The organism is Mycobacterium sp. VKM Ac-1816D, from assembly GCF_000416385.1.
Classification (GTDB): Bacteria; Actinomycetota; Actinomycetes; order Mycobacteriales; family Mycobacteriaceae; genus Mycobacterium; species Mycobacterium neoaurum_A.
This window is the reverse complement of record NZ_AOHQ01000113.1, coordinates 1-24,675: the sequence shown is the minus strand read 5'-3', so window position 1 is coordinate 24,675 and position 24,675 is coordinate 1. Positions and strand designations below refer to the sequence as shown.

The 24,675-nt window shown below is 68.2% G+C and carries 21 protein-coding genes; 18 read left to right on the top strand and 3 right to left on the bottom strand.

Translation table 11 applies throughout. The features are described from left to right. Nucleotides 1-17: 17 nt before the first annotated feature. Nucleotides 18-407 (top strand): 50S ribosomal protein L20, encoded by a 390-nt coding sequence (gene rplT / locus G154_RS04075; RefSeq protein WP_011560372.1) that lies wholly within the window; start codon nucleotides 18-20, stop codon nucleotides 405-407. 11 nt (nucleotides 408-418) lie between these two features. After that, nucleotides 419-1,201: an RNA methyltransferase gene (locus G154_RS04070; protein WP_019511536.1), complete on the top strand. Its 783-nt coding sequence runs from the start codon at nucleotides 419-421 to the stop codon at nucleotides 1,199-1,201. 81 nt (nucleotides 1,202-1,282) lie between these two features. Here G154_RS04070 and G154_RS04065 read toward each other — a convergent pair whose 3' ends face one another. Next, entirely contained in the window at nucleotides 1,283-2,521 is a 1,239-nt protein-coding gene (locus G154_RS04065) for an acyl-CoA dehydrogenase family protein (protein ID WP_019511537.1), read from the bottom strand. A gap of 4 nt (nucleotides 2,522-2,525) precedes the next feature. Beyond that, on the bottom strand, nucleotides 2,526-3,563 hold the full coding sequence (locus G154_RS04060; protein WP_019511538.1) for an oxygenase MpaB family protein: 1,038 nt from the start codon (nucleotides 3,561-3,563) through the stop codon (nucleotides 2,526-2,528). 349 nt (nucleotides 3,564-3,912) lie between these two features. Here G154_RS04060 and G154_RS04055 point away from each other — a divergent pair, with 349 nt between their 5' ends. The 11 genes from G154_RS04055 to argH all read left to right on the top strand — a co-directional run bounded on the left by G154_RS04055 (nucleotide 3,913) and on the right by argH (nucleotide 16,806). Further along, nucleotides 3,913-4,689, top strand: coding sequence for an adenylate/guanylate cyclase domain-containing protein (locus G154_RS04055; RefSeq protein WP_081649927.1), 777 nt, complete (start codon nucleotides 3,913-3,915; stop codon nucleotides 4,687-4,689). A gap of 36 nt (nucleotides 4,690-4,725) precedes the next feature. Then, nucleotides 4,726-5,757 carry a phenylalanine--tRNA ligase subunit alpha gene (gene pheS / locus G154_RS04050; RefSeq protein WP_019511540.1) on the top strand — a complete coding sequence of 344 codons (1,032 nt, stop codon included), beginning with the start codon at nucleotides 4,726-4,728 and terminating at the stop codon, nucleotides 5,755-5,757. Then, the gene (pheT, locus tag G154_RS04045; RefSeq protein WP_019511541.1) at nucleotides 5,757-8,243 is read left to right on the top strand and encodes a phenylalanine--tRNA ligase subunit beta; all 2,487 of its coding nucleotides are present in this window, start codon (nucleotides 5,757-5,759) and stop codon (nucleotides 8,241-8,243) included. The genes pheS and pheT overlap by 1 nt, the downstream gene beginning before the upstream one ends. A gap of 54 nt (nucleotides 8,244-8,297) precedes the next feature. After that, a complete protein-coding gene (gene argC / locus G154_RS04040; RefSeq protein ID WP_019511542.1) occupies nucleotides 8,298-9,329 on the top strand; it encodes an N-acetyl-gamma-glutamyl-phosphate reductase in 1,032 nt (343 codons plus the stop codon). Next, on the top strand, nucleotides 9,284-10,531 hold the full coding sequence (gene argJ / locus G154_RS04035) for a bifunctional glutamate N-acetyltransferase/amino-acid acetyltransferase ArgJ (RefSeq protein ID WP_081649924.1): 1,248 nt from the start codon (nucleotides 9,284-9,286) through the stop codon (nucleotides 10,529-10,531). Before argC ends, argJ begins: the two co-directional genes overlap by 46 nt. Next, entirely contained in the window at nucleotides 10,528-11,415 is an 888-nt protein-coding gene (argB, locus tag G154_RS04030) for an acetylglutamate kinase (protein ID WP_019511544.1), read from the top strand. Before argJ ends, argB begins: the two co-directional genes overlap by 4 nt. Next, on the top strand, nucleotides 11,412-12,611 hold the full coding sequence (locus tag G154_RS04025) for an acetylornithine transaminase (RefSeq protein ID WP_019511545.1): 1,200 nt from the start codon (nucleotides 11,412-11,414) through the stop codon (nucleotides 12,609-12,611). The genes argB and G154_RS04025 overlap by 4 nt, the downstream gene beginning before the upstream one ends. A 3-nt stretch (nucleotides 12,612-12,614) precedes the next feature. Continuing rightward, nucleotides 12,615-13,538 (top strand): ornithine carbamoyltransferase, encoded by a 924-nt coding sequence (gene argF, locus G154_RS04020; protein ID WP_019511546.1) that lies wholly within the window; start codon nucleotides 12,615-12,617, stop codon nucleotides 13,536-13,538. 69 nt (nucleotides 13,539-13,607) lie between these two features. Beyond that, entirely contained in the window at nucleotides 13,608-14,084 is a 477-nt protein-coding gene (locus G154_RS04015) for an arginine repressor (protein WP_019511547.1), read from the top strand. 27 nt (nucleotides 14,085-14,111) lie between these two features. Further along, nucleotides 14,112-15,311: an argininosuccinate synthase gene (locus G154_RS04010; protein ID WP_019511548.1), complete on the top strand. Its 1,200-nt coding sequence runs from the start codon at nucleotides 14,112-14,114 to the stop codon at nucleotides 15,309-15,311. Between the two features lie 85 nt (nucleotides 15,312-15,396). Continuing rightward, nucleotides 15,397-16,806 (top strand): argininosuccinate lyase, encoded by a 1,410-nt coding sequence (argH, locus tag G154_RS04005; protein ID WP_019511549.1) that lies wholly within the window; start codon nucleotides 15,397-15,399, stop codon nucleotides 16,804-16,806. Between the two features lie 18 nt (nucleotides 16,807-16,824). Here argH and G154_RS04000 read toward each other — a convergent pair whose 3' ends face one another. After that, nucleotides 16,825-18,612 carry an ABC-F family ATP-binding cassette domain-containing protein gene (locus G154_RS04000; RefSeq protein ID WP_019511550.1) on the bottom strand — a complete coding sequence of 596 codons (1,788 nt, stop codon included), beginning with the start codon at nucleotides 18,610-18,612 and terminating at the stop codon, nucleotides 16,825-16,827. A 127-nt stretch (nucleotides 18,613-18,739) separates the two neighbouring features. Between G154_RS04000 and G154_RS03995 the strand changes: the two genes are divergently transcribed. From G154_RS03995 to tyrS, 5 genes are read left to right on the top strand one after another with little or no spacing between them, the layout of a single operon-like run. Next, nucleotides 18,740-21,712: an acyl-CoA synthetase gene (locus G154_RS03995; RefSeq protein WP_019511551.1), complete on the top strand. Its 2,973-nt coding sequence runs from the start codon at nucleotides 18,740-18,742 to the stop codon at nucleotides 21,710-21,712. Nucleotides 21,713-21,764: 52 nt separating this feature from the next. Beyond that, nucleotides 21,765-22,199, top strand: a complete 435-nt coding sequence (locus G154_RS03990) for a hypothetical protein (RefSeq protein WP_131701349.1) — start codon at nucleotides 21,765-21,767, stop codon at nucleotides 22,197-22,199. Beyond that, entirely contained in the window at nucleotides 22,199-22,420 is a 222-nt protein-coding gene (locus G154_RS03985; protein ID WP_110807311.1) for a Trm112 family protein, read from the top strand. The genes G154_RS03990 and G154_RS03985 overlap by 1 nt, the downstream gene beginning before the upstream one ends. Nucleotides 22,421-22,468: 48 nt before the next feature. Continuing rightward, nucleotides 22,469-23,080, top strand: a complete 612-nt coding sequence (locus tag G154_RS03980; RefSeq protein WP_019511554.1) for a DNA-3-methyladenine glycosylase — start codon at nucleotides 22,469-22,471, stop codon at nucleotides 23,078-23,080. A gap of 17 nt (nucleotides 23,081-23,097) precedes the next feature. Next, nucleotides 23,098-24,390, top strand: coding sequence for a tyrosine--tRNA ligase (gene tyrS / locus G154_RS03975; protein ID WP_023985930.1), 1,293 nt, complete (start codon nucleotides 23,098-23,100; stop codon nucleotides 24,388-24,390). The last annotated feature ends 285 nt before the right edge of the window (nucleotides 24,391-24,675 follow it).

Here is a 24,675-nt window from a genome sequence, read left to right as displayed (position 1 = left end):
AGACAAGGAACACTCTCATGGCACGCGTGAAGCGCGCAGTCAACGCTCAGAAGAAGCGGCGCACAGTACTCAAGGCGTCCAAGGGCTATCGCGGACAGCGTTCGCGGCTCTACCGCAAGGCAAAGGAGCAGCAGCTCCACTCGCTCACCTACGCCTACCGCGACCGCCGTGCGCGCAAGGGTGAGTTCCGCAAGCTGTGGATCTCGCGTATTAACGCCGCGGCCCGCGCCAACGACATCACCTACAACCGCCTGATCCAGGGTCTCAAGGCCGCGGGCGTCGAGGTGGACCGCAAGAACCTGGCCGAAATCGCCGTCAGCGACGCGGCCGCGTTCACCGCTCTGGTCGAGGTCGCCAAGGCGGCCCTGCCCGAGGATGTCAACGCGCCGTCGGGCGAAGCCGCCTGAGACACCGCTGAATGAGTGGCTTCTCCACGCCGCTCACCGAGCGCGCAGATCGGGTAGCCGCAGCGATCAAGCTGCAGCGACCTGTCGAACGTCGCCGCGCCGCACGCTTTCTCGCCGAGGGACCCAACCTTGTCGAGGCGGCGTTGCGGCGCGGAGTCGTTTCCGAGGTGTTCGTCACCGAGGACGCGGCGGTTCGCTTCGCGTCTCTGCTGGGCGACGCGCCGACCCACATCGTGACCGACAAGGCCGCAAAAGCGCTGTCGGACACCGTGAGCCCCGTCGGATTGGTGGCGGTCTGCCGCATTCCCGAGGTGTCACTGACCGACCTGCTCGCCGGTTCTCCGCGCCTGGTGGCGGTCGCCGTGGAAACCTCGGACCCGGGTAACGCCGGTACCTTGATCCGCCTCGCCGACGCGATGGGCGCCGACGCGCTGATCCTGGCCGGTAACAGCGTCGACCCGTACAACGCGAAATGCCTACGCGCATCGGCGGGCAGCATCTTCTCGGTGCCGGTGGTGTCCGCGGACGACACACTGGCGTTGATATCGGATCTGGTCTACGCCGGCCTGGTGGTGATGGCCACGACGCTGGACGGCGAGGCCTCGCTGGCGACCCTCGACCTCGACGTGCCGACAGCGTGGCTGTTCGGCTCGGAAGCCCACGGACTGCCCGGCGAGGTGGCCGCCGCGGCCGATGTCCGGGTGCAGATCCCGATGAAGGGCGGCGCAGAGAGCCTCAATGTGGCTGCCGCCGCGGCGATCTGCCTCTACGAGAGCTCGCGGGCGCTGTCCTGACCAGGGCATGTGCCACCGAGATTCACATCAGGGACGGCGCCGGGCCGCAGTCCGTCCCTGACGTGAATCTCGCAGCGGAAGTCAGGCGAGCAGCCCCTTGGCCACATGGGTGATCTGCACCTCGTTGGACCCCGCGTAGATCATCAGCGACTTCGCATCGCGGGCCAGCTGCTCGACCCGGTACTCGGTCATGTATCCGTTGCCGCCGAACAGCTGGATGGCCTCCATGGCGACATCGGTGGCGGCCTGCGAGCAATACCATTTGATCGCCGAGGCTTCGGCCAGCGAAATGGGGGAGCCCTTCTGGGCGGACTCGATGACCCGGAACAGCATGTTGCGTACGTTCATCCGGGCCACCTCCATGTTGGCCAGCTTGAGTTGGATCAACTGGAACTGGCCGATCTCCTTGCCCCACAGCACCCGCGTCTTCGCATAATCGACCGATAGCCGCAGACATTCCTCGATCACCCCGAGTGCCATCGCCGCCACACCGATCCGCTCGGCGGAAAAACTCGATCGCGCGCTGTCCCTGCCGTCACCGGCGGCGCTGTTCTCGGTCTCGCCGAGGAGCCGATCGCGGCCCAACCGCACGTTGTTGAAGAACAACTCACCGGTGCGTGAGGAGTGAATACCCATCTTCTGGAACGGTTTCGATTGCACGAAACCCTCCATGCCGCGGTCAAGTACGAAGGTGAGGACCTTCCGGTCGCGCCGGTCCGTCCCGTCGCCGGAGTCGAGCTTGGCGTACACCACCACCACATCGGCGTCGGGGCCGTTGGTGATGAACGTCTTCTGCCCGTTGAGGATGTAGTCCTCACCGTCGCGCACGACATAGGACTTCATGCCGCCGAAGGCGTCGGAACCCGAATCCGGCTCGGTGATCGCCCACGCGCCGATCTTCTCGTAGGTGACCAACCCGGGCAGCCAGCGTTCCTGCTGGGCCAGGGTGCCGCGACTCTGGATGGTCGGCACCGTCAGACCCAGGCTGACGCCGAGCCCGGTGACCAGGCCCATCGACACCCGGCAGAGCTCACTGATCAGCACAAAACCCATGCCTGCCTGGTCGGGTCCGCCGCCGAACATGCCGCCGGAGGATTTCGGCTGGCCGCCGGGGCTGCCATCGCGGAGCCGGGAGAGCCTGCGCTCCAAGGATTCCCGTGCCATCGCATCGATACCGAAGGCGGCGAACAGCTTGCGGATGATGGGATAGGGCTCCATATCGCCGCTCTCCAGCGCGTCGATGTTGGGCCGTATTTCCTTGTCGACGAACTCGCGCACCGCATCGCGCACGGCGATGTCGACATCAGACCATTCCAGCATCGAGTCAGGCAGCCTTTCGTTTGGCGGCCGGACGCAACCCGGCCAGTGAGAATGTGGTGTGCAGTAGAGAGCCCGCGCGGTCGAGCAGCGACTTGTGCGGGGGCTGGTAGTGCATCGACAGACCGCGACGGTCGGACGGGGGAGCCATGAAGCCCGGCGCCTCCACCAGCGGTGCGTCGGCGGCGATTCGTCCGTCGGCCCGCCGGTAGGCCGACACCGCCCGCGGATGCAACCGGATCTCGTCGGGGACCGCGACGAACGCGAGTTCGACGGCCTTGCCGAGCAGCCGCAGGATGATCTCATCGCCCGCGGTCCAGCGCATCCCGGCCTTCTCGCGCAGGGCCGGATCGAACACCCCGGCGGCCACCCACCGTTGGGCGCCGACGAGCGGTCGGAAGATCTGGTCCCACAACGGAGTCGGCACCAGCACGAACCAGGGTTTGGGGATCCGGATCGAGAAGATGTCGAGGGTGGCCTTGTTGATCTCCAGTTCCTCGCGGCACGTGTGGTCCCAGTACTGGCAGAACTCCTCCCAGGAGCCGGGCACGGGACGCATGCTCATGCCGTACATCCGGTACCACTGCACATGCTCGTCGAAGAGCTGATGCTTCTCGGCTTCGGTGAGTCCTCCGCAGAAGTACTCGGCCGTCTTGATGATCAGCATGAAGAATGTGGCGTGCGCCCAGTAGAAGGTCTCCGGGTTCAGGGCGTGATAGCGCCGCCCCTGCCCGTCCACTCCTTTGATGTCGTGGTGAAAACTCTTGATCTGCGCGCCGGTGTCCGCCGCGCGGTCGCCGTCGTAGACGACGCCCATGATGGGGTACACGGATCGGGCGACCCGCTGCAACGGCTCGCGCAGCAGGATCGAATGATCCTCCACGCCCGCGCCGAGCTCGGGGTACATGTTCTGGATCGCACCGATCCACACGCCGAGCAGCCCGGTGCGCAGGTCGCCGAAATACTTCCAGGTCAACGAGTCGGGGCCGAGCGGTATCGGCTTGGGAACAGCGGTCCGGTCGGTGCCGGCAGATGCAGCGGTCATGGGCGTCCTCGTCGAGCCTCGAAAACCACGGGTGTCCGGCCACGATATGCCTGACAACACCCGTTGTCTACGCTGCCGCACGCGGCGGCGGAGTGTCGTTACCGGTCGGCGATACCGTTGCCACACCGCCGTGACCAGGACCTTCCCCGCCGGCGGCGCGATGTGATCAAGGTCGTCACGCAACGTCGTTGCCGGTACCGGCGGTGCCACCTAGGGTGGCGCTGTGGCCGCCGAATCGTTCGAGGAACGATCCGCGCACACCCCGGCGGTGACGCCGCCGGAGATACCGCGTCCGGCCGGTCCCTTCGGATGGCTGTCGGCCACCAACCACAACCCCGGCGTCGTGGCGATGATCAGGCGTGCGCGGCGCGCATTGCCCGGCGATCCGGAGTTCGGCGACCCGCTGTCGGCCGCCGGGGAGGGCGGCCCGCGTGCCGCCGCCCGGGCCGCGGACCGACTTCTCGAGCGCGAGGCCGTCTCCCGGGAGATCAGCCTCGGAGCCCTGCAGGTCTGGCAGGCGCTCACCGAACGTGTCTCGGGCAAACCGGCCAATCGGGAGATGACGCTGGTCTTCACCGATCTGGTCGGCTTCTCGGCGTGGTCATTGCGCTCCGGGGACGACGCCACGCTGCGACTGTTGCGCCGCGTCGCACAGGTCACCGAGCCGCCGCTGCTGGCCCAGGGCGGACACATCGTCAAACGCATGGGCGACGGTGCGATGGTCGTGTTCACCGATCCCTCCACCGCCGTCCGCGCGGTGCTGGCCGCGCTCGACGCGGTGCAGTCCGTCGAGGTGGATGGGTACACACCGCGCATGCGGGCCGGCATCCACACCGGGCACCCGCAGCGCATCGGGTCCGACTGGCTGGGTGTTGACGTGAACATCGCCGCACGGGTGATGGAGCGGGCCACCCGCGGCGGACTCGTCATCTCGCACACCACCCTTGACGCGGTCGGGGGCGCGGACGCGCTGGCCGCGGTCGGGGTCTCGGTCAAACGAGTGCGCAAGCAGTTGTTCGCCACCAAGCCCAGCGGGGTTCCCGAGGACCTGGTCATGTACTGGGTCAAACCGCTGCCGAAGCCCGCCGCCCCTGGCGCGGCCGTTGACGACCCCGAGGGTGCGTGACGTCGCTCTCAACAGGGCATCACCTATGATCGCCGGGTGACGGAGCTCTCAGAAGATGCCCTGATCAGCGCAGTTGCCGCGGCCCGGCAGGCCTTCGACGCCGCCGCGGACCTGGAAGCGCTGGCCAGGGCGAAGACCGAACATCTCGGGGATCGTTCCCCGATCGCCGTGGCCCGTCAGGCGCTGGGCACCCTGCCCAAGACCGAACGCGCCGACGCGGGCAAGCGGGTCAACATCGCGCGCACGGAGGCGCAGCAGAGCTTCGACGAGCGGCTCGCCGCATTGCGTGCCGAGCGCGATGCCGCGGTGCTCGTCGCCGAACGCATCGACGTGACGTTGCCCTCGACGCGACGCCCGGTCGGGGCGCGCCACCCCATCACGCTGCTCACCGAGCGGATCGCCGACACCTTCGTGGCGATGGGCTGGGAGCTGGCCGAGGGCCCGGAGGTCGAGACCGAGCAGTTCAACTTCGACGCGCTGAACTTCCCGCCCGACCACCCGGCCCGCAGCGAGCAGGACACCTTCCAGATCGCCCCCGAGGGATCACGGCAGGTGCTACGCACGCACACCTCACCGGTGCAGATTCGTGCGCTCCTGGAACGCGAACTGCCGGTCTACATCATCTCGCTGGGGCGGACGTTTCGCACCGACGAACTCGACGCCACCCACACCCCGGTCTTCCATCAGGTCGAGGGTCTGGCCGTCGACAAGGGCCTGACCATGGCCAACCTGCGCGGCACCCTGGACGCGCTGGCCCGCGCCGAATTCGGCCCGGCCGGCCGGACCCGGTTCCGGCCGCACTTCTTCCCGTTCACCGAGCCCTCGGCCGAGGTGGACGTGTGGTTCGAGAACAAGAAGGGCGGCCCGGGCTGGGTCGAGTGGGGTGGCTGCGGCATGGTGAACCCGAATGTGTTGCGCGCCTGCGGTATCGACCCCGCCGAATACTCCGGCTTCGCATTCGGCATGGGATTGGAGCGAACTCTGCAGTTCCGCAACGGTATTCCGGACATGCGTGACATGGTCGAGGGCGACGTGCGCTTTTCGCTGCCGTTCGGGGTGGGTGCCTGATGCGCGTTCCGTACAGCTGGCTGCGCGATACCGTCCGGCTCGGCAACCCCGGCTGGGACGTCTCGGTCGAGGAACTCGAACAGATCCTCATCCGGATCGGCCACGAGGTGGAGGAGATCATCCCGGTCGGACCGGTCACCGGGCCGCTGACCGTCGGCCGCGTCGCCGAGATCGAGGAACTCACCGAGTTCAAGAAGCCCATCCGCGCCTGCAAGGTCGATGTCGGTGAAGCGGAACCTCGCGATATCGTCTGTGGTGCAAGCAACTTCGCCGTCGGCGATCTGGTGGTCGTCGCGCTGCCCGGCACGGTGCTGCCCGGCGATTTCGCGATCGCCAAGCGCAAGACCTACGGCCGCACATCCGACGGCATGATCTGTTCGGCCTCGGAGCTGAACCTCGGTGGTGACCACTCCGGGATCATGGTGCTGCCCGCCGGCACCGCCGAGCCCGGAGCGTCGGCCATCGAGGTCGTCGGTCTCGACGATGTGGTGTTCCATCTGGCGATCACCCCGGACCGGGGTTACTGCCTGTCCATGCGTGGCCTGGCTCGCGATATCGCGTGCGCCGCCGACTTGGAATTCGTCGACCCGGCAGACGTGCCGCCATTGCCCGCAGAGGGCGAGGCATGGCCGCTGACGATCCAGCCGGGAACCGGTGTGCAGCGCTTCGGACTGCGTCCGGTCACCGGTATCGATCCGGCGGCGGTATCACCCTGGTGGCTGCAGCGTCGGCTGCTGCTCTCCGGTATCCGGGCCATCTCACCGGCCGTGGACGTCACCAACTACGTGATGCTCGAACTCGGCCACCCGATGCACGCCCATGACCGGTCGTTGATCACCGGCGGCTTCGACGTCCGGTTCGCCGCGGCGGGGGAGCAGGTCACCACGCTCGACGATGTCACGCGCACGCTCAACGACACCGATGTCCTGATCGTCGATGATGTCGCGACCGCGGCGATCGGCGGGGTGATGGGCGCGGGCACCACCGAGGTGCGGTCGTCGACCACCGATGTGCTGTTGGAGGCCGCCGTCTGGGATCCGGCCGCGGTGTCGCGCACCCAGCGCCGGCTCCGGCTGGTCAGCGAGGCAGGCCGGCGCTACGAGCGCACGGTCGACCCGGCCATCTCGGTGGCCGCACTGGACCGCTGCGCCACGCTGCTCGCCGAGATCGCCGGCGGGACCGTCGATCCGACGCTGACCGACTGGCGTGGCGACCCGCCGCGCAACGACTGGTCACCGGCTCCGGTGAGGATGCCCGCCGACCTGCCCGACCGGGTCGCCGGGGTGACATATGCCGCGGGGGTGGCCGTGCGCCGGCTCACCCAGATCGGCGCGCAGGTGAGTGAGGCCGACGGCACCATCACCGCTACACCGCCGAGCTGGCGGCCCGACCTGCGCGAGCCTGCCGATCTGGTCGAGGAGGTGCTGCGGTTGGAGGGGCTGGATGCCATCCCCTCGGTGCTGCCGCTGGCCCCGCCGGGGCGAGGTCTCACCCCGGTGCAGCGCCGTCGCCGAGCCGTCGGCAAGTCGTTGGCGCTGGAGGGTTTCGTCGAGGTGCTGCCGACACCGTTCCTGCCGGCAGGGGTGTTCGATGCCTGGGGCCTCGATGCCGACGATCCCCGGCGAGCGGTGGTCACACTGCTCAACCCGCTGGAGGCCGACCGGCCCCAGCTGGCCAGCACGCTGCTCCCGGGACTGCTGGAGGCGTTGACGCGCAACGTCTCCCGTGGTGCCGTGGACACCTCGTTGTTCGCGATATCGCATGTCGCCGTGCAGACGGCCGAGACCCGTGCGGTACAACGCATCCCCACCGACCGCAGGCCCACCGACGAGGAGATCGCCGGGTTGGACCGCTCGCTGCCGCACCAGCCCGAGCATGTGGGCATCGTGATGGCCGGGCTGCGTGAGCCGGCCGGGCCGTGGGGCCCGGGCCGCAAGGTCGAGGCCGCCGACGCTTTCGAGGCGGTACGGGCCATCGGTCGGGCGGTCGGGGTCGAACTGACGCTGCGTTCCGACGCGCAGCTGCCCTGGCACCCGGGGCGGTGTGCGGCGGTGCTCGTCGGAGACGTTGTCGTCGGTCACGCCGGCCAGTTGCATCCGGCCGTCATCGAGCGGGTGGGGCTGCCGGCGGGTACGTGCGCGGTCGAGATCGATCTCGACGGCATCCCGATCGTCGAACGGCTGCCCGCGCCTTCGGTGTCCCCGTTCCCGGCCGTCTTCCAGGACATCAGCCTCGTCGTCGCCGACGAGGTGGCCGCGCAGTCGGTGATCGACGCCGTCCGCGGCGGTGCCGGTGCGCTGTTGGAGGATGTCCGGTTGTTCGACGTCTACACCGGTCCGCAGATCGGAGAGGGGCGAAAGTCGCTGACCCTGGCGCTGCGGTTCCGGGCCGCGGACCGGACGTTGACCGAGGACGAGGCCAGCGCCGCAAGGGATGCCGCCGTCGCCGCCGCGGCCGAGCGGGTCGGCGCGGTCCAGCGGGCCTGACACGCGCTGTAATGAGTTTGCATTCGCCTGCATAACGATGCAAAGATCGCACTCATGACATCTGTAGCTGTCGCCGGCGCCAGCGGATACGCCGGTGGCGAGATCCTGCGTCTGCTGCTCGGCCATCCGGCCTACGCAGACGGTCGACTGACCATCGGGGCGCTCACGGCCGCGGCCAGCGCGGGCAGCACCTTGGCCGAGCATCACCCGCACCTGCTGCCGCTGGCAGACCGGGTGCTGCAGGCCACCGACGCCGCCCTGCTCGCCGAGCACGACGTGGTGTTTCTCGGTCTGCCGCACGGCCACTCGGCCGCGCTGGCCGAACAACTCGGCGACACCGTCATCATCGACTGCGGTGCCGACTTCCGGTTGACCGACGCGGCGGACTGGGAAAAGTTCTACGGCAGCGCGCACGCCGGCACCTGGCCCTACGGGCTGCCCGAACTTCCCGGTGGCCGTGCGGCGCTCGCCGGGGCCACCCGCATCGCCGTACCGGGCTGCTACCCGACCTCGGCGCTCCTGGCGCTGCTCCCGGCCATCGAGGCGGGCCTCGCCGAACCCGCCGTCACCGTCGTCGCGGTCAGTGGCACCTCCGGTGCGGGCAAGTCCGCCAAGGTCGACCTGCTCGGAGCCGAGGTCATCGGATCGGCGCGGGCATACAACATCGGCGGGAAACACCGGCACACCCCCGAGATCGCCCAGGGCTTGCGCAAGGTCACCGACAAGCCGGTGACGGTGTCGTTCACCCCGGTACTCATCCCCACCTCGCGTGGCATCCTGGCCACCTGCACCGCACCGACCCGGGCATCCGAATCCGAGATTCGGGCGGCCTATGAGAAGGCCTATGCCGACGAACCATTCATCCATCTGCTGCCCGAGGGGCAGCTGCCCAAGACCGGATCGGTGATCGGCAGCAATGCCGCCCAGATCGCCGTCGCCGTCGACGCCGACGCAGGCACCCTGGTGGCCGTCTGCGCCATCGACAACCTCACCAAGGGCACCGGCGGTGCCGCGGTGCAGTCGATGAATCTGGCATTGGGATGGCCCGAAACCGAAGGACTGTCGACCGTGGGAGTGGCACCGTGAACCGGGCAGTGGGCAAGCTTGTGCGTACACAGGGCGTCACCGCCCCGGCCGGCTTCCGGGCCACCGGTATCTCCGCCGGTATCAAGGCTTCCGGAGCGCTCGATCTGGCGTTGGTGTTCAACGAGGGGCCCGATCATCACGCCGCCGGCGTGTTCACCCGTAACCAGATCAAGGCCGCACCCGTGCAGTGGTCGCAGCAGGTGCTGACGACCGGCAGGCTGCGCGCGGTCATCCTGAACTCCGGCGGTGCCAACGCCTGCACCGGTCCCGGTGGATTCCAGGACACCCATGCCACCGCCGAGGCGGTCGCCGCGGCACTGAGCGACTGGGGCACCGAGACCGGCGCCATCGAGGTCGCGGTGTGCTCGACCGGCCTGATCGGTGACCGGCTCCCCATGGACAAGGTGCTCGCCGGGGTCACCGAGATCGTGCACGAGATGGCCGGTGGCCTGACCGGCGGCGAAGAAGCCGCCCGGGCCATCATGACCACCGATACGGTGCCCAAACAGGTTGCGCTGCACGCGGACAACTGGACCGTCGGCGGGATGGCCAAGGGCGCGGGCATGCTCGCACCGTCGCTGGCGACCATGCTGGTGGTGATCACCACCGACGCCGTGGCCGGTGCGGCGTCGCTGGACACCGCGTTGCGGCGGGCCACGGCGCGGACCTTCGACCGCCTCGACGTCGACGGCAGCTGCTCCACCAACGACACCGTGCTCCTGCTGGCCTCCGGCGCCAGTGAGGTCACCCCGAGCCAGGACGACCTGGACGCGGCCGTCTTCGCCGTCTGCGACGACCTGTGCGCGCAGCTGCAGGCCGATGCCGAAGGTGTCACCAAACGCATCACGATCACCGTCGGCGGTGCCGCCTCCGAGGATGACGCGCTGGTGGCCGCGCGGGCCATCGCCCGCGACAGCCTGGTCAAGACCGCACTGTTCGGGTCCGACCCCAACTGGGGCCGCGTGCTGGCCGCCGTCGGTATTGCGCCGGTGGCGCTCGATCCGCACCGGATCAGCGTGTCGTTCAACGGGTCTCCCGTCTGCATCGACGGTGCCGGTGCCCCCGGCGCCCGCGAGGTCGATCTCTCCGGTGACGAGATCGAGGTACTGGTCGACCTGGCGTCCGGCGATGCCTGCGCGTCGATCCGAACCACCGACCTGTCGCATGCCTATGTCGAAGAGAATTCGGCCTACAGCTCATGAGTGACATCGGCGAAGAGCATTCGACGCGGGCGAAGGCGGCGATTCTCGCCGAGGCGTTGCCCTGGCTCAAGCAGTTGCACGGCAAGATCGTCGTGGTCAAGTACGGCGGCAACGCCATGACCGATGACGCGCTCAAGGCGGCCTTCGCTGCCGACATGGTGTTCCTGCGCAACTGCGGGATCCGGCCGGTCGTGGTGCACGGCGGCGGGCCGCAGATCAGCGCGATGCTCAAGAAGCTGGGCATCCCAGGCGATTTCAAGGGCGGGTTCCGGGTCACCACACCGGAGGTGCTCGACGTCGCCAGGATGGTGCTGTTCGGTCAGGTGGGCCGCGAACTCGTCGGCCTGATCAACGCGCACGGCCCCTACGCGGTCGGTGTCACCGGCGAGGACGCTCAACTTTTCACCGCGGTCCGGCGCAGCGTGACCGTCGACGGTGTTGCCACCGATATCGGGCTGGTCGGCGACGTCGAACGCGTCAACGCCGATTCGCTGCTGGATCTCATTGCCGCAGGTCGCATTCCGGTGGTCTCCACCATTGCACCCGATATCGACGGTGTGGTGCACAACATCAACGCCGATACCGCGGCCGCGGCGTTGGCCGAGGCGCTCGGTGCCGAGAAGCTGCTGATGCTCACCGATGTCGAAGGCCTCTACACCGATTGGCCGGACCGTAACTCCTTGGTCAGCGAAATCGACAGTTCGGCGCTGACGCAGCTGCTGCCCAAACTCGAATCGGGCATGGTGCCCAAGATCGAGGCGTGTCTGCGCGCCGTCGACGGCGGTGTGCCCAGCGCACACGTCATCGACGGTCGCGTCGAACACTGTGTGCTCGTCGAGCTTTTCACCGACGAAGGAACCGGAACAAAGGTGGTGCCCGCATGACGCTCGCCAGCCGCTGGGAAGCGGTCATGATGAACAATTACGGCACCCCGCCCCTGGCGCTGGTCGCCGGCGACGGCGCCGTCGTCACCGACGAATCCGGCAAGAGTTATCTGGACCTGCTCGGCGGTATTGCGGTCAACCTGCTCGGCCACCGTCATCCGGCCGTCATCGAGGCCGTCACCGCCCAGCTCAACACACTGGGGCACACCTCGAACCTGTATGCCACCGAGCCCGGTATCGCCCTGGCCGAGCGGCTCGTCGATCACCTCGGAGCGTCGGGGGCGAGCGAAGCGACGGGGGATGTCACAGCAAGAGCGTTCTTCTGCAACTCCGGTACCGAGGCCAATGAGGTTGCGTTCAAGATCACGCGGCTCACCGGACGAACCAAAGTCGTTGCGGCAGAAGGCGGCTTTCACGGTCGCACAATGGGGGCGCTGGCGCTGACCGGCCAGCCCGCCAAGCGCGCACCCTTCGAACCGCTGCCCGGACAGGTCAGCTTCGTGCCCTACGGCGATATCGACGCGCTGCGCGGCGCCGTCGACGACGAGACGGCCGCGGTGTTCCTGGAGCCGATCATGGGGGAGAGCGGCGTGGTCGTCCCGCCGCCCGGCTATCTGATCGCGGCCCGGGAGATCACCGCCGCACACGGCGCCCTGCTCGCCCTCGACGAGGTGCAGACCGGCGTCGGGCGCACCGGAGCCTTCTACGCCCACCAACACGACGGCATCACCCCCGATATCGTCACCCTGGCCAAGGGGCTGGGCGGTGGGTTGCCGATCGGCGCGTGCCTGGCCATCGGCGCAACGGCAGACCTGTTGACCCCGGGCCTGCACGGCAGCACGTTCGGCGGCAACCCGGTGAGCACCGCGGCCGCCCTGGCGGTGCTGCAGACGCTGGCCGCCGAGGACCTGGTCAATCGGGCCGGTGCGGCGGGCAAGACGATCAGCCACGGCGTCGAGGCGATCGGCCATCCGCTGGTCGACCACGTCCGCGGCAAGGGTCTGCTCATCGGCATCGCGCTCACCCAGGACAAGGCCAAGGCCGTGGAGGCGGCCGCCCGCAAGGCCGGCTTCCTGGTCAACGCCGCCGCGGCCGACGTGATCCGACTGGCCCCGCCGCTGATCATCACCGATGCCCAGATCGACGAGTTCCTCACCGCACTGCCCGCGGTACTCGACAACGGAGCCAAGGGGTAAAGCATGACCCGACATTTCCTGCGTGACGACGACCTGACGCCCGACGAGCAGGCCGAGGTGCTCGCGCTGGCCGCCGAACTCAAGGCCGCGCCGTTCTCGCGGCGCCCGCTGGAGGGTCCGCGCGGCGTCGCGGTCATCTTCGAGAAGAACTCCACCCGCACCCGGTTCTCCTTCGAGATGGGCATCGCCCAGCTCGGCGGGCACGCCGTCGTCGTCGACGGCCGCAGCACCCAGCTCGGTCGCGAGGAGACCCTGGAGGACACCGGCGCGGTGCTCTCGCGCTATGTCGACGCCATCGTGTGGCGGACCTTCGCCCAGGAACGCCTGAGCGCCATGGCCTCCGGGTCGACCGTCCCGATCGTCAACGCGCTCTCCGACGAGTTCCACCCGTGCCAGGTGCTCGCCGATCTGCAGACCCTCGCCGAGCGCAAGGGCGCGCTGCACGGCCTGACCATGACCTATCTGGGTGACGGCGCCAACAACATGGCGCACTCGCTGATGCTGGGCGGGGTCACCGCCGGGATCGACGTCACCATCGCCGCACCTGCGGGTTTCGAACCGCATCCGCAGTTCGTCGACGCCGCCCGCCGCCGCGCCAGTGAAACGGGAGCGACCGTATCCGTCAGCGCCGACCCGAGGGCCGCCGTCGACGGTGTCGACGTCCTGGTCACCGACACCTGGACCTCGATGGGCCAGGAGAACGACGGCCTGGACCGGGTGCGCCCGTTCCGTCCGTTCCAGGTCAACGCCGACCTGCTGAAGCTTGCCGACCCCGATGCCGTTGTCCTGCATTGCCTTCCGGCGCACCGCGGACACGAGATCACCGACGAGGTCATCGACGGCCCGCAGAGTGCGGTGTTCGACGAGGCCGAGAACCGGCTGCACGCCCAGAAGGCGCTGCTGGCCTGGCTGTTGGAGCGTGCCTGACATCATGAGCGACGCTTGCGGAGCGAATCGACGGCCGATATGCGGGACCCGAGCCTGCGAGGGAACCGCATGAGCACCCCGACCCGGGCCGGCCGCCAGGCCCGCATCGTCACGTTGCTGTCGTCGAACGCGATCAGCAGCCAGACCGAGCTGGCCGCCCTGCTCGCCGCCGAGGGTATCGATGTCACCCAGGCCACCCTGTCGCGGGACCTGGAGGAACTCGGTGCGGTGAAGCTGCGCGGGGCCGACGGCGGTGTCGGGGTGTACGTGGTGCCCGAGGACGGCAGCCCGGTGCGGGGCGTCTCCGGCGGAACCGAGCGGGTCACGAAGCTGCTCGGCGAACTGCTGGTCGCCACCGATTCCAGTGCCAACCTGGCCGTGCTGCGCACCCCGCCCGGGGCGGCGCATTACCTGGCCAGCGCCATCGACCGGGCATCGTTGCCCCAGGTTGTCGGCACCGTCGCCGGTGATGACACCATCTTCGTGATAGCCCGTGAGCCGATGACCGGCGCAGAGCTCGCGAGCATGTTCGAAAACTTGAAGTAACAGTTCACTAAAAAGGGAGATCAACCAATGTCCGAGCGCGTCATCCTGGCGTATTCCGGCGGTCTGGACACCTCGGTGGCCATCAGCTGGATCGGCAAGGAAACCGGCAAGGAGGTCGTCGCCGTCGCCATCGACCTCGGCCAAGGCGGCGAGGACATGGATGTCGTGCGTCAGCGCGCCCTGGACTGCGGCGCTGTCGAGGCCGTCGTCGTCGACGCGCGCGACGAGTTCGCCGACGAGTACTGCCTGCCGACCATCCAGTCCAACGCGCTCTACATGGACCGTTACCCGCTGGTGTCGGCCATCAGCCGGCCGCTGATCGTCAAGCACCTGGTCAAGGCCGCGCGTGAGCACGGTGGCGGCATCGTGGCACATGGCTGCACCGGCAAGGGCAACGACCAGGTCCGGTTCGAGGTCGGATTCGCGTCGCTGGCACCGGATCTGCAAGTTCTGGCCCCGGTTCGTGACTATGCCTGGACCCGCGAGAAGGCCATCGCCTTCGCCGAAGAGAACGACATCCCGATCAACGTCACGAAGCGTTCGCCGTTCTCGATCGACCAGAACGTGTGGGGCCGTGCGGTGGAGACCGGGTTCCTGGAGCATCTGTGGAACGCGCCCACCAAGGACGTCTACGACTACACCGAGGACCCCACCATCAACTGGAGCAGCCCCGACGAGGTCATCGTCGGATTCGACAAGGGTGTGCCGGTCTCCATCGATGGCCGTCCGGTCACCGTGCTGCAGGCCATCGAGGAACTCAACCGGCGCGCCGGCGCCCAGGGCGTCGGCCGGCTCGACGTCGTCGAGGACCGGCTGGTCGGCATCAAGAGCCGCGAGATCTACGAGGCGCCCGGCGCCATGGTGCTGATCACCGCGCACACCGAGTTGGAGCACGTCACCCTGGAGCGCGAGCTGGGCCGCTACAAGCGCGGCACCGACCAGAAGTGGGGCGAGCTGGTCTATGACGGCCTGTGGTACTCGCCGCTCAAGCGCGCGCTGGAGTCGTTCGTCGCGCACACCCAGGAGCACGTCACCGGCGAGATCCGACTGGTCCTGCACGGTGGGCATATCGCGGTCAACGGCCGTCGCAGCCCGACCTCGCTGTACGACTTCAACCTGGCCACCTACGACGAGGGTGACAGCTTCGACCAGTCCAGCGCCAAGGGCTTCGTGCACGTGCACGGACTCAGCAGCAAGATCTCGGCCAAGCGCGACCTGGGCCTGTGACCCCACTCCTTCGCGAGCGTGCGCGTCTGCGGGCGACACGCCGCCGCCAGACCGGAGTTCACGCACGCTCGCGGAAGGAATCTGTATGAGCACCAACGAAGGATCGCTGTGGGGCGGACGGTTCGCCGACGGACCGTCCGACGCCCTGGCCGCGCTGAGCAAGTCGACCCACTTCGACTGGGCGCTGGCCCCTTATGACGTCACCGCCTCCAAGGCGCACGCGAGGGTCCTGCATCGCGCCGGCCTGCTCACCGACGAGCAGCGCGACGGCCTGTTGGCGGGTCTGGACAGTCTGGGCGCCGATGTGGCCGACGGCAGCTTCGGGCCGCTGCCGACGGACGAGGACGTGCACGGGGCGCTGGAGCGCGGTCTGATCGATCGGGTCGGACCCGAGCTCGGTGGCCGTCTGCGTGCCGGCCGCTCGCGAAACGACCAGGTGGCCACATTGTTCCGGATGTGGTTGCGCGACGCCGTCAAGGCCGTCGGCGACGGGGTACTCGACGTGGTAGCGGCGCTGGCCACCCAGGCAGCCGCACACCCGACGGCGATCATGCCGGGCAAGACGCACCTGCAGTCCGCGCAACCGGTGTTGCTCGCCCACCATCTGCTGGCCCATGCGCACCCGCTGTTGCGCGACGCCGAACGCCTCGTCGACCTGGACAAGCGGACCGCGGTGTCGCCGTACGGTTCCGGAGCGTTGGCCGGATCCTCGCTGGGGCTGGACCCCGACGCGATCGCCGCCGAGCTGGGCTTCGACGCCGCTGCCGACAACTCCATCGACGCCACGGCGGCAAGGGATTTCGCGGCCGAGGCGGCCTTTGTGTTCGCGATGATCGCGGTGGATCTCTCCCGGTTGGCCGAGGACATCATCCTGTGGAGCACCACCGAGTTCGGTTATGTGAAGCTGCACGACGCCTGGTCGACGGGCTCCTCGATCATGCCTCAGAAGAAAAACCCGGATATCGCCGAGCTGGCCCGCGGGAAGTCCGGGCGGCTCATCGGCAACCTGACCGGTCTGCTGGCGACGCTCAAGGCGCAGCCGTTGGCCTACAACCGGGATCTGCAGGAGGACAAGGAACCGGTCTTCGATTCGGTGGGGCAGCTGCAGCTGCTGCTGCCGGCGATGGCCGGTTTGGTTGCCACCCTCACCTTTGACACCGACCGGATGGCCGACTTGGCGCCGCTGGGCTTCACGCTTGCGACCGATATCGCCGAATGGATGGTGCGCCAAGGTATTCCGTTCCGCGTTGCACACGAGGCGGCCGGCGCGGCGGTCAAGGCGGCCGAGGCCCGCAACGTCGGGCTGGAGGAACTCGCCGATGATGAGCTCGCGGGTATCCACCCAGGGCTGACGGCCGAGGTGCGCGCGGTGTTGACCATCGCGGGGTCGGTCGACTCGCGGGATGCGCGTGGCGGCACGGCGCCGGTTCAGGTGGCCCGTCAGCTTGCCGTGGTGCGCGATACCGCCGACCGGCTACGGATCAGGTTGCGCTGATCCGGCTTTAGCGTCGGCTCAGCCTACGCTGTCGGACAACTCGAGCCAGCGCTCCTCCAGGGCGGCGACCTCGGATTCCAGCTCCCGCAGCCCACCGCTGAGCCGTTGTAGCCCTTCGTAGTCATCCTGATCGTGCTCGGCGAGCCGGACATGGGCGGCGTCGATCTGGCTGGCGAGCTTCTCCAGTTTGCGTTCGATCGCCGAGATCTCCTTCTGTGCGGTGCGCAGGTCGGCACCCGACAACCCTTCCTGGACCGTCGGTTTCGCGGCCGCCGGACCGGTCTGCGACGCATGCGCGGCCCGCAGCCGTAGATACTCGTCGACCCCGCCGGGCAGATGCCGCAGGTGCCCACCGAGGATGCCGTATTGCTGGTCGGTGACGCGCTCCAGGAAGTACCGGTCGTGGCTGACCACGATCAGTGTGCCCGGCCACGAGTCGAGCAGATCTTCCATCGCCGCCAGCATGTCGGTGTCCAGGTCGTTGGTCGGCTCGTCGAGGATCAGCACATTGGGCTGCTCCAAGAGGATCAGCAGCAGCTGCAGACGCCGCTGCTGGCCACCGGACAGATCCTTCACCGGAGTCGACAACTGCGCGCTGCCGAACCCGAGCCGCTCGAGGAGTTGGCTCGGGGTGAGCTCCTGGGCCTTGGAACCCGCCCCGAACGTGTAGGTGGTGGCCAGCCGGCTCAGCACCACCCGGACCGGTTCGTCGAGATGGTCGGCCAGCCGGTCCGAGCCCTGGGTCAGGGTGGCGATATGGACCGTCTTGCCGGTTTTGACGCGCCCCTCGGTGGGGTGTACGGAGCCGTCGACGAGACCGAGCAGAGTGGATTTGCCCGCACCGTTCACCCCGAGAATGCCGGTCCGCTCACCCGGTGCGATCCGCCATTCGACATCGCGCAGCACGGCCCTCTCGCCGTAGCTCACCGAGACGTCCAACAGGTCGACCACCTGCTTGCCCAACCGGGTGACCGCCAGCGATTGCAGGGCGACCTTGTCCCGGATCTCGGGTACGTCGGCGATCAACGCGTTGGCGGCGTCGATACGGAACTTGGGTTTGGAGGTCCGTGCCGGTGCGCCGCGCCGCAACCAGGCGAGTTCCTTGCGGGCCAGGTTCTGCCGGCGCGCCTCGATGGTGGCGGCCTGCCGGTCGCGTTCCACGCGCTGCAGGATGTAGGCCGCGTAGCCCCCGTCGAACGGCTCGACGATCCGGTCATGCACCTCCCAGGTGGTGTTGCACACCTCGTCGAGGAACCAACGGTCGTGCGTGACGACCAGCAGCCCGCCCGCCGAAGCCGACCAGCGTCGTTTGAGATGTTCGGCCAGCCAGGTGATGGCCTCCACATCGAGGTGGTTGGTCGGCTCGTCGAGTGCGAGCACGTCGTGGTCACCGGCCAGCAGTCGGGCCAGCGCAACCCGTCGCCGCTGACCGCCCGAGAGCGTCCCGAGCACCGCATCCCAGCTCAGGTCGCCGAGCAACCCGGCGATGACATCGCGTCCGCGCGGGTCACCTGCCCACACATGTTCGGCGACGTCGCCGACGACGGCGTGCCCGACGGTGTCCTCGGAATCGAGCGTGTCGGCTTGATCGAGCACCCCGACGCGCACCCCGCCGCGGACCGTCACCCGGCCCGAATCGGGTCGCACCCGGCCGGCCAGCATGGCCAGCAAGCTGGACTTTCCGTCGCCGTTGCGTCCGACGATGCCGATCCGGTCGCCCTCGTTGACCCCGAGGGAGACCGAGTCGAAGACCACCTTGGTGGGATATTCCAGATGTAGGGCCTCGGCCCCGAGAAGATGCGCCATGTCGGAGTCCAGGTTAGGCGGGGCCGCGCTGGACATTCGCGGCGGCCGACCAGTGGCGCTGTGCCATGATGTCGGGGCAATCGGGGGATTGGCGCTGGTGTCTGGACTCATACGGTAGGGGAGCTCTGTGGTGGATTTCTCACTGGTCACCGGTCCGGTGAGCCGCTTGCTGGCCACCGCGCAGAACGGTATCGAGGTGCTGCGCTACGGGGGCCTGGAGACCGGAGCGGTGCCCTCGCCGTACCAGATCATCGAGAGCGTTCCGATGTACCGGTTGCGGCGCTATTTCCCGCCGGACTCCAGGCCGGGCACCGCCCCCGCGGGCCCGCCGGTGCTGATGGTGCATCCGATGATGATGTCGGCCGATATGTGGGATGTGACGCGTGAGGACGGTGCCGTCGGCATCCTGCGCGCCGCGGGCATCGACCCGTGGGTGATCGATTTCGGTTCACCCGATCAGGTCGAGGGCGGCATGCAACGCAACCTGGCCGACCACGTGGTGGCGCTCAGCGAGGCCATCGACACGGTGAAGCGCGTGACCGGCAGTGATGTTCACCTTGCGGGGTACTCGCAGGGCGGCATGTTCTGCTACCAGACCGCGGCGTATCGCAGGTCCAAGGATCTGGCGAGCATCATCGGGTTCGGGTCCCCGGTCGACACCCTGGCCGCCTTGCCGATGGGTATACCGCCCAATGTCGGTGCGGTCGCCGCCAACTTCATGGCCGACCACGTGTTCTCCCGGATCGACATCCCGGGGTGGTTGGCCCGCACCGGGTTCCAGATGCTCGACCCGATCAAGACGACCCAGGCCCGGCTGGATTTCCTGCGTCAACTCCATGACCGCGAGGCGCTCCTCCCGCGCGAGCAGCAGCGCCGGTTCCTGGACTCGGAGGGTTGGATCGCCTGGTCGGGACCGGCCATCTCGGAGCTGCTCAAGCAGTTCATCGCGCACAACCGGATGATGTCCGGCGGGTTCAACATCCGTGGTGAGCTGGTGACGCTCGCCGATATCAAATGCCCGGTGCTGGCCGTGGTCGGCGAGGTCGACGATATCGGCCAGCCCGCGGCGGTACGCGGGATCAAAACCGCGGCGCCACAGGCCGACACCTACGAATACCTGATCCGCGCAGGGCATTTCGGATTGGTCGTCGGGTCCAAGGCGGCCACGCAGACCTGGCCGACGGTGGCGTCCTGGGTCAAGTGGCGTAGCGGTGACGGCGAGCTGCCCGAGGCCGTCGTCCCGATGGGTGAGCAGCCTGCCGAGTCCTCCGACAGCGGTGTGGCCCTGGCCTCACGCGTCGCGCACGGCGCGGCGGCCGCTTCCGAGCTGGCCTTCGAGCTGGCCCGCTCGGCCGCCGATGCGGTTGTCGCGACCAACAAGTCGGCGCGCACGCTGCTCGTGGAGACCGCGCGCACCCTGCCGCGGCTCGCCCGGCTCGGCCAGATCAACGACCACACCCGGATCTCGCTGGGCCGGATCATGACCGAACAGGCGCTCGGTCATCCCGACGGCGAGTTCCTGCTGTTCGACGGTCGCGTGCACACCTATGAGGCGGTCGACCGGCGCGTCAACAACGTCGTGCGCGGTTTGATCGACGTCGGTGTGCGCCAGGGCGTGCGGGTCGGGGTGCTGATGCAGACCCGGCCCAGCGCCCTGGTCGCGATCGCCGCGCTGTCCCGCCTGGGCGCGGTCGCGGTGCTGATGCCCCCGGACGCCGATCTGGCGTTGGCGGCCCGGCTCGGCGGAGTGGTCGAGATCCTGACCGATCCGGCGAACCTGGAGGCGGCCCGGACACTGGATCGTCGGGTGCTGGTGCTGGGCGGCGGCGAGACCCGTGAGCTGCAGTTGCCCGAACCGGGCAGTGGTTCCGCCGAGGTGATCGACATGGAGCGCATCGACCCGGATCGTGTCGAGCTGCCCGGTTGGTACCGCCCCGATCCCGGCTTCGCCCGCGATGTCGCCTATATCGCCTTCGCCACCGTCAACGGCGAACTGGTGGCCCGCCAGATCACGAACTATCGCTGGGCGCTCTCGGCGTTCGGCACCGCGTCGGCTGCCAACCTCGGCAACCGCGACACCCTGTACTGCCTCACCCCGCTGCATCACCCCTCCGGATTGTTGGTCAGCCTCGGCGGCGCCGTGGTCGGCGGCGCACGGATCGCCCTGTCGCGCGGGTTGGCCCCCGACCGCTTCCTGCACGAGATCCGTCAGTACGGCGTCACCGTGGTGTCCTACACCTGGGCGATGCTGCGCGAGGTCATCGACGATCCCTCATTCGCGCTCAACGGCACGCTGTCGGTACGCCTGTTCATCGGTGCCGGCATGCCGACCGGGCTGTGGCGGCGGGTCAGCGAGGTGTTCGCCCCGGCCCACGTCGTCGAATTCTTCGCGACCACCGACGGGCAGGCCGTGCTGGCCAACGTGGCCGATGTGAAGCCCGGCTGCAAGGGCCGCCCGTTGCCGGGCGGGCCGTTCATCGAGCTGGCGGCCTATGACGTCGACGAGGATCTGATCCTGGAGGACGAGCGCGGTTTCGTGCTGCGGGCCCAGCCCGGCGAGGTCGGTCTGTTGCTCGCGCGCCCGCGAGGTCCCATCGATCCGACCGCCTCGGTCAAGCGAGGCGTCTTCGCGCCCGCCGACACCTGGGTGTCCACCGAGCAGCTCTTCCGGCGTGATGACGACGGTGACTACTGGCTGGTCGACAGCCGCAGCGCGGTGATCCGCACCCCGCGCGGTGTGGTGTTCACCGCCGCGGTCAACGATGCCGTCGGCCGGATCGGCGCAGTCGATCTCGCGGTCACCTATTGCGTGGACGGTCCGGACGGGCCGCTGGTGCTGACGGCGGTGGCCTTACGTCCCGGCGGCAGCGTTCCCAGCGCGGAGGTCACCGAGGCACTTGCCGCCATGCCGGTCGGCCGCGGCCCTGATGTGGTCTATGCGGCACCGGAGATGACCCTCGGTGCGTCGTACCGGCCCGAGGTGGGTCCGCTGCGTGCGGCGGGCATCCCGAAGTCCACGCGTAACGCCTGGTACTTCGACGGCGATACGTTGCAGTACAAGCGCATGACCGCTGCGGTGCGCGCCGAGCTGGGTCTGTGAGACCGAGCCCGACGTGCGGTGCGCTGTTAGGCTCCCGGCTAGGAGGATCGTGATGACATCATTCACTCGGCGTTCGCTGGCGGCAGCCATGATCGCCGCCGGGTTGTTGACCGGCGGCACCACCGCGACCGCACATGCCGACATCTTGGACAGCCTCGCCGATATCTACGCCTCCGGCTCCTCCGGCGGTCAGGTGTCCAAGCTGCTGGACTCCGCGATCACGCTCCGCAATCGTGGCATCCCGCCGTCGCCGGGAAATCAGGCGGCGTTGCGGGCGGCGATGGATCAACGTCCCAACCTGGTGCCGTTGACCGAGGCGCTGCAGGCCACCGTCGCACAGCAACGGCAGGCCTTGCAGCGTGCTGCGGCAGGTAAGGCGAGCCCGGCGCCGGTCGGTCCGGCCGCGCCGTGGGTGCCGCCGGACCCCGACAATGATCAGCCGCTGGCGCCTCCCGGGTGGGGCAGCAGCATCGCGCCGTTCGGCTGATCGTGACTCTGGACGCCAAGCTTCTGGAGATCCTGGTCTGTCCCGAGGATCGCGGCCCGCTTCATCATGTCGCCGGCGAGTGTCTGTACAACCCTCGGCTGCGCCGTGCCTACCGCATCGACGACGGTATTCCGGTGCTGCTGATCGACGAGGCGGTCACCATCACCGATGACGCCGAGCACGCGCGCCTGATCGGCTCGGCGCAGACAGACCCGCGCTGACGCAGCGCGGTTGGTGACGACGGATCCGGCTGCGGGCACAATCGGTGCGTGAGCGCCGCCGAGTTGTCCGGAGACCCGGTGCACTCGGCACGTCGGCTGGTCGGTGCGCGACTGTTCGGACGCGGGGTCAGCGCCACGATCGTCGAGGTCGAGGCCTACGGAGGACCGCCAGACGGACCGTGGCCGGACCCCTCCGCGCATTCGTTCCGTGGGATGAGGCCGCGTAACGCGGTGATGTTCGGTCCCGCCGGTCGGCTTTACACCTATCGCAGCCACGGGATCCATGTGTGCGCCAATGTGTCCTGCGGACCCGATGGGGTTGCCGCCGCAGTGCTGCTGCGCGCAGCGGTGATCGATGACGGTGAGCCGGTGGCGCGATCGCGGCGCGGTGTCGTCGCACCCGATCACGGTCTGGCCAGAGGCCCGGGAAACCTGTGCTCTGCACTGGGAATCACCATGCACGACAACGGTATTGACCTTTTCGAGCAGACCGCGGCGGTGCGTCTTGAGTTGGCCGATCCGACAGTCGCCGTCGACGGACCGCGGGTCGGGGTCAGCACCGCCGCCGATCGCCCCTGGCGGTTCTGGTTACCCGAACGGCGGGAGGTGTCGGCATACCGGCGCAGCCCGCGGGCACCCGCGCCGGGTGACAGCGACTGATGGGCGAAGATGGCAGCGTGAGTACGGGCATCCTGGAAGAGCTGCAATGGCGCGGACTGATCGCGCAGTCGACCGACTTGGAGGCGCTGGCCGGCGCGCTGGCCGACGGCCCGTTGACGCTGTATTCGGGTTTCGATCCGACCGCGCCGAGTTTGCATGCCGGTCATCTGGTGCCGCTGCTGACGTTGCGCCGGTTCCAACAGGCCGGGCACCGGCCCATCGTCTTGGCCGGCGGGGCCACCGGAATGATCGGCGACCCGCGCGACAGTGGCGAGCGCACCATGCAGACCGTCGACACCGTCGCCGAGTGGGCCGATCGCATCCGCGGTCAGCTGGAACGATTCGTGCAGTTCGACGAGTCCGCGACCGGCGCCGTGGTCGAGAACAACCTGTCCTGGACAGGGCCGATGTCGGCCATCGAGTTCCTGCGCGACGTGGGCAAGTACTTCTCGGTCAACGTCATGCTCGACCGTGACACGGTCCGCCGCCGATTGGAGGGCGACGGCATGTCCTACACCGAGTTCAGCTACATGCTGCTGCAGGCCAACGACTTCGTGCAGCTGCACGACCGGCACGGATGCGCACTACAGATCGGCGGATCCGATCAGTGGGGCAATATCGTCGCCGGTGTGCGCCTGGTGCGCCAGCAGCGCGGGGCCACTGCCCACGCACTGACCACACCGCTGGTCACCGATTCGACGGGAAAGAAGTTCGGCAAGTCCACCGGCGGCGGGAATCTGTGGCTGGATCCGGAGCTGACCAGCCCGTATGCCTGGTACCAGTACTTCGTCAACACCGCCGACGCCGATGTCGTGCCCTATCTGCGCTGGTTCACCTTCCTGAGCAGGCAGGAGATAGACGAGTTGGCCGAGGCCACCGAATCACGTCCGCACGAACGAGCCGCCCAACGCCGGTTGGCGCGCGAGCTCACCACCCTTGTGCACGGTCAGGCCGCCACCGACTCCGTCGAGCTGGCAAGTCAGGCGTTGTTCGGTCGCGCCGAGTTGGCCGATCTCGATGAATCGACATTGGGTGCGGCGTTGAAGGAGGCCGGTGACGGCGCGGTGGCCGAACTGCCGGCCGGTGGGGCCGACGGCATCCTTGACCTCTTGGTGGCCAGCGGTTTGGTGGCCAGCCGCGGTGCTGCGAAACGCACGCTCGCCGAGGGCGGTGTGTACGTGAACAACGTGCGAATCGAAAGTGACGAGTGGATACCACAAGCATCGGACTTTTTGCACGATCGTTGGCTGGTGTTGCGACGTGGCAAGCGCAACATTGCCGGGGTGGTGCGGGTGGCCGCCGGTTCGTAACCGGACCGGCGCTCTGACCAGCGAAGATGTCGAGCTGACCAGGCGATTTGACTCGCTGTTAGCCCTGCCGTAACTTATTCCAAGTCAGAGCGACACGGCCGCAAGCCGGAGAGCGAAGACCAAATCCGAGAGAGAAACCCTTAACCGGGGAGTACCTCACTGCCCGCACTACGGACCGCGGCTTTTAGCCGCGGACTTGTTGCGCGGTCGGAATCGGGCGTGTTGTTTGAGAACTCAATAGTGTGTTTGGTGGTTTTTGTTTGTTGTTTTTTGCCATCTTGGTGG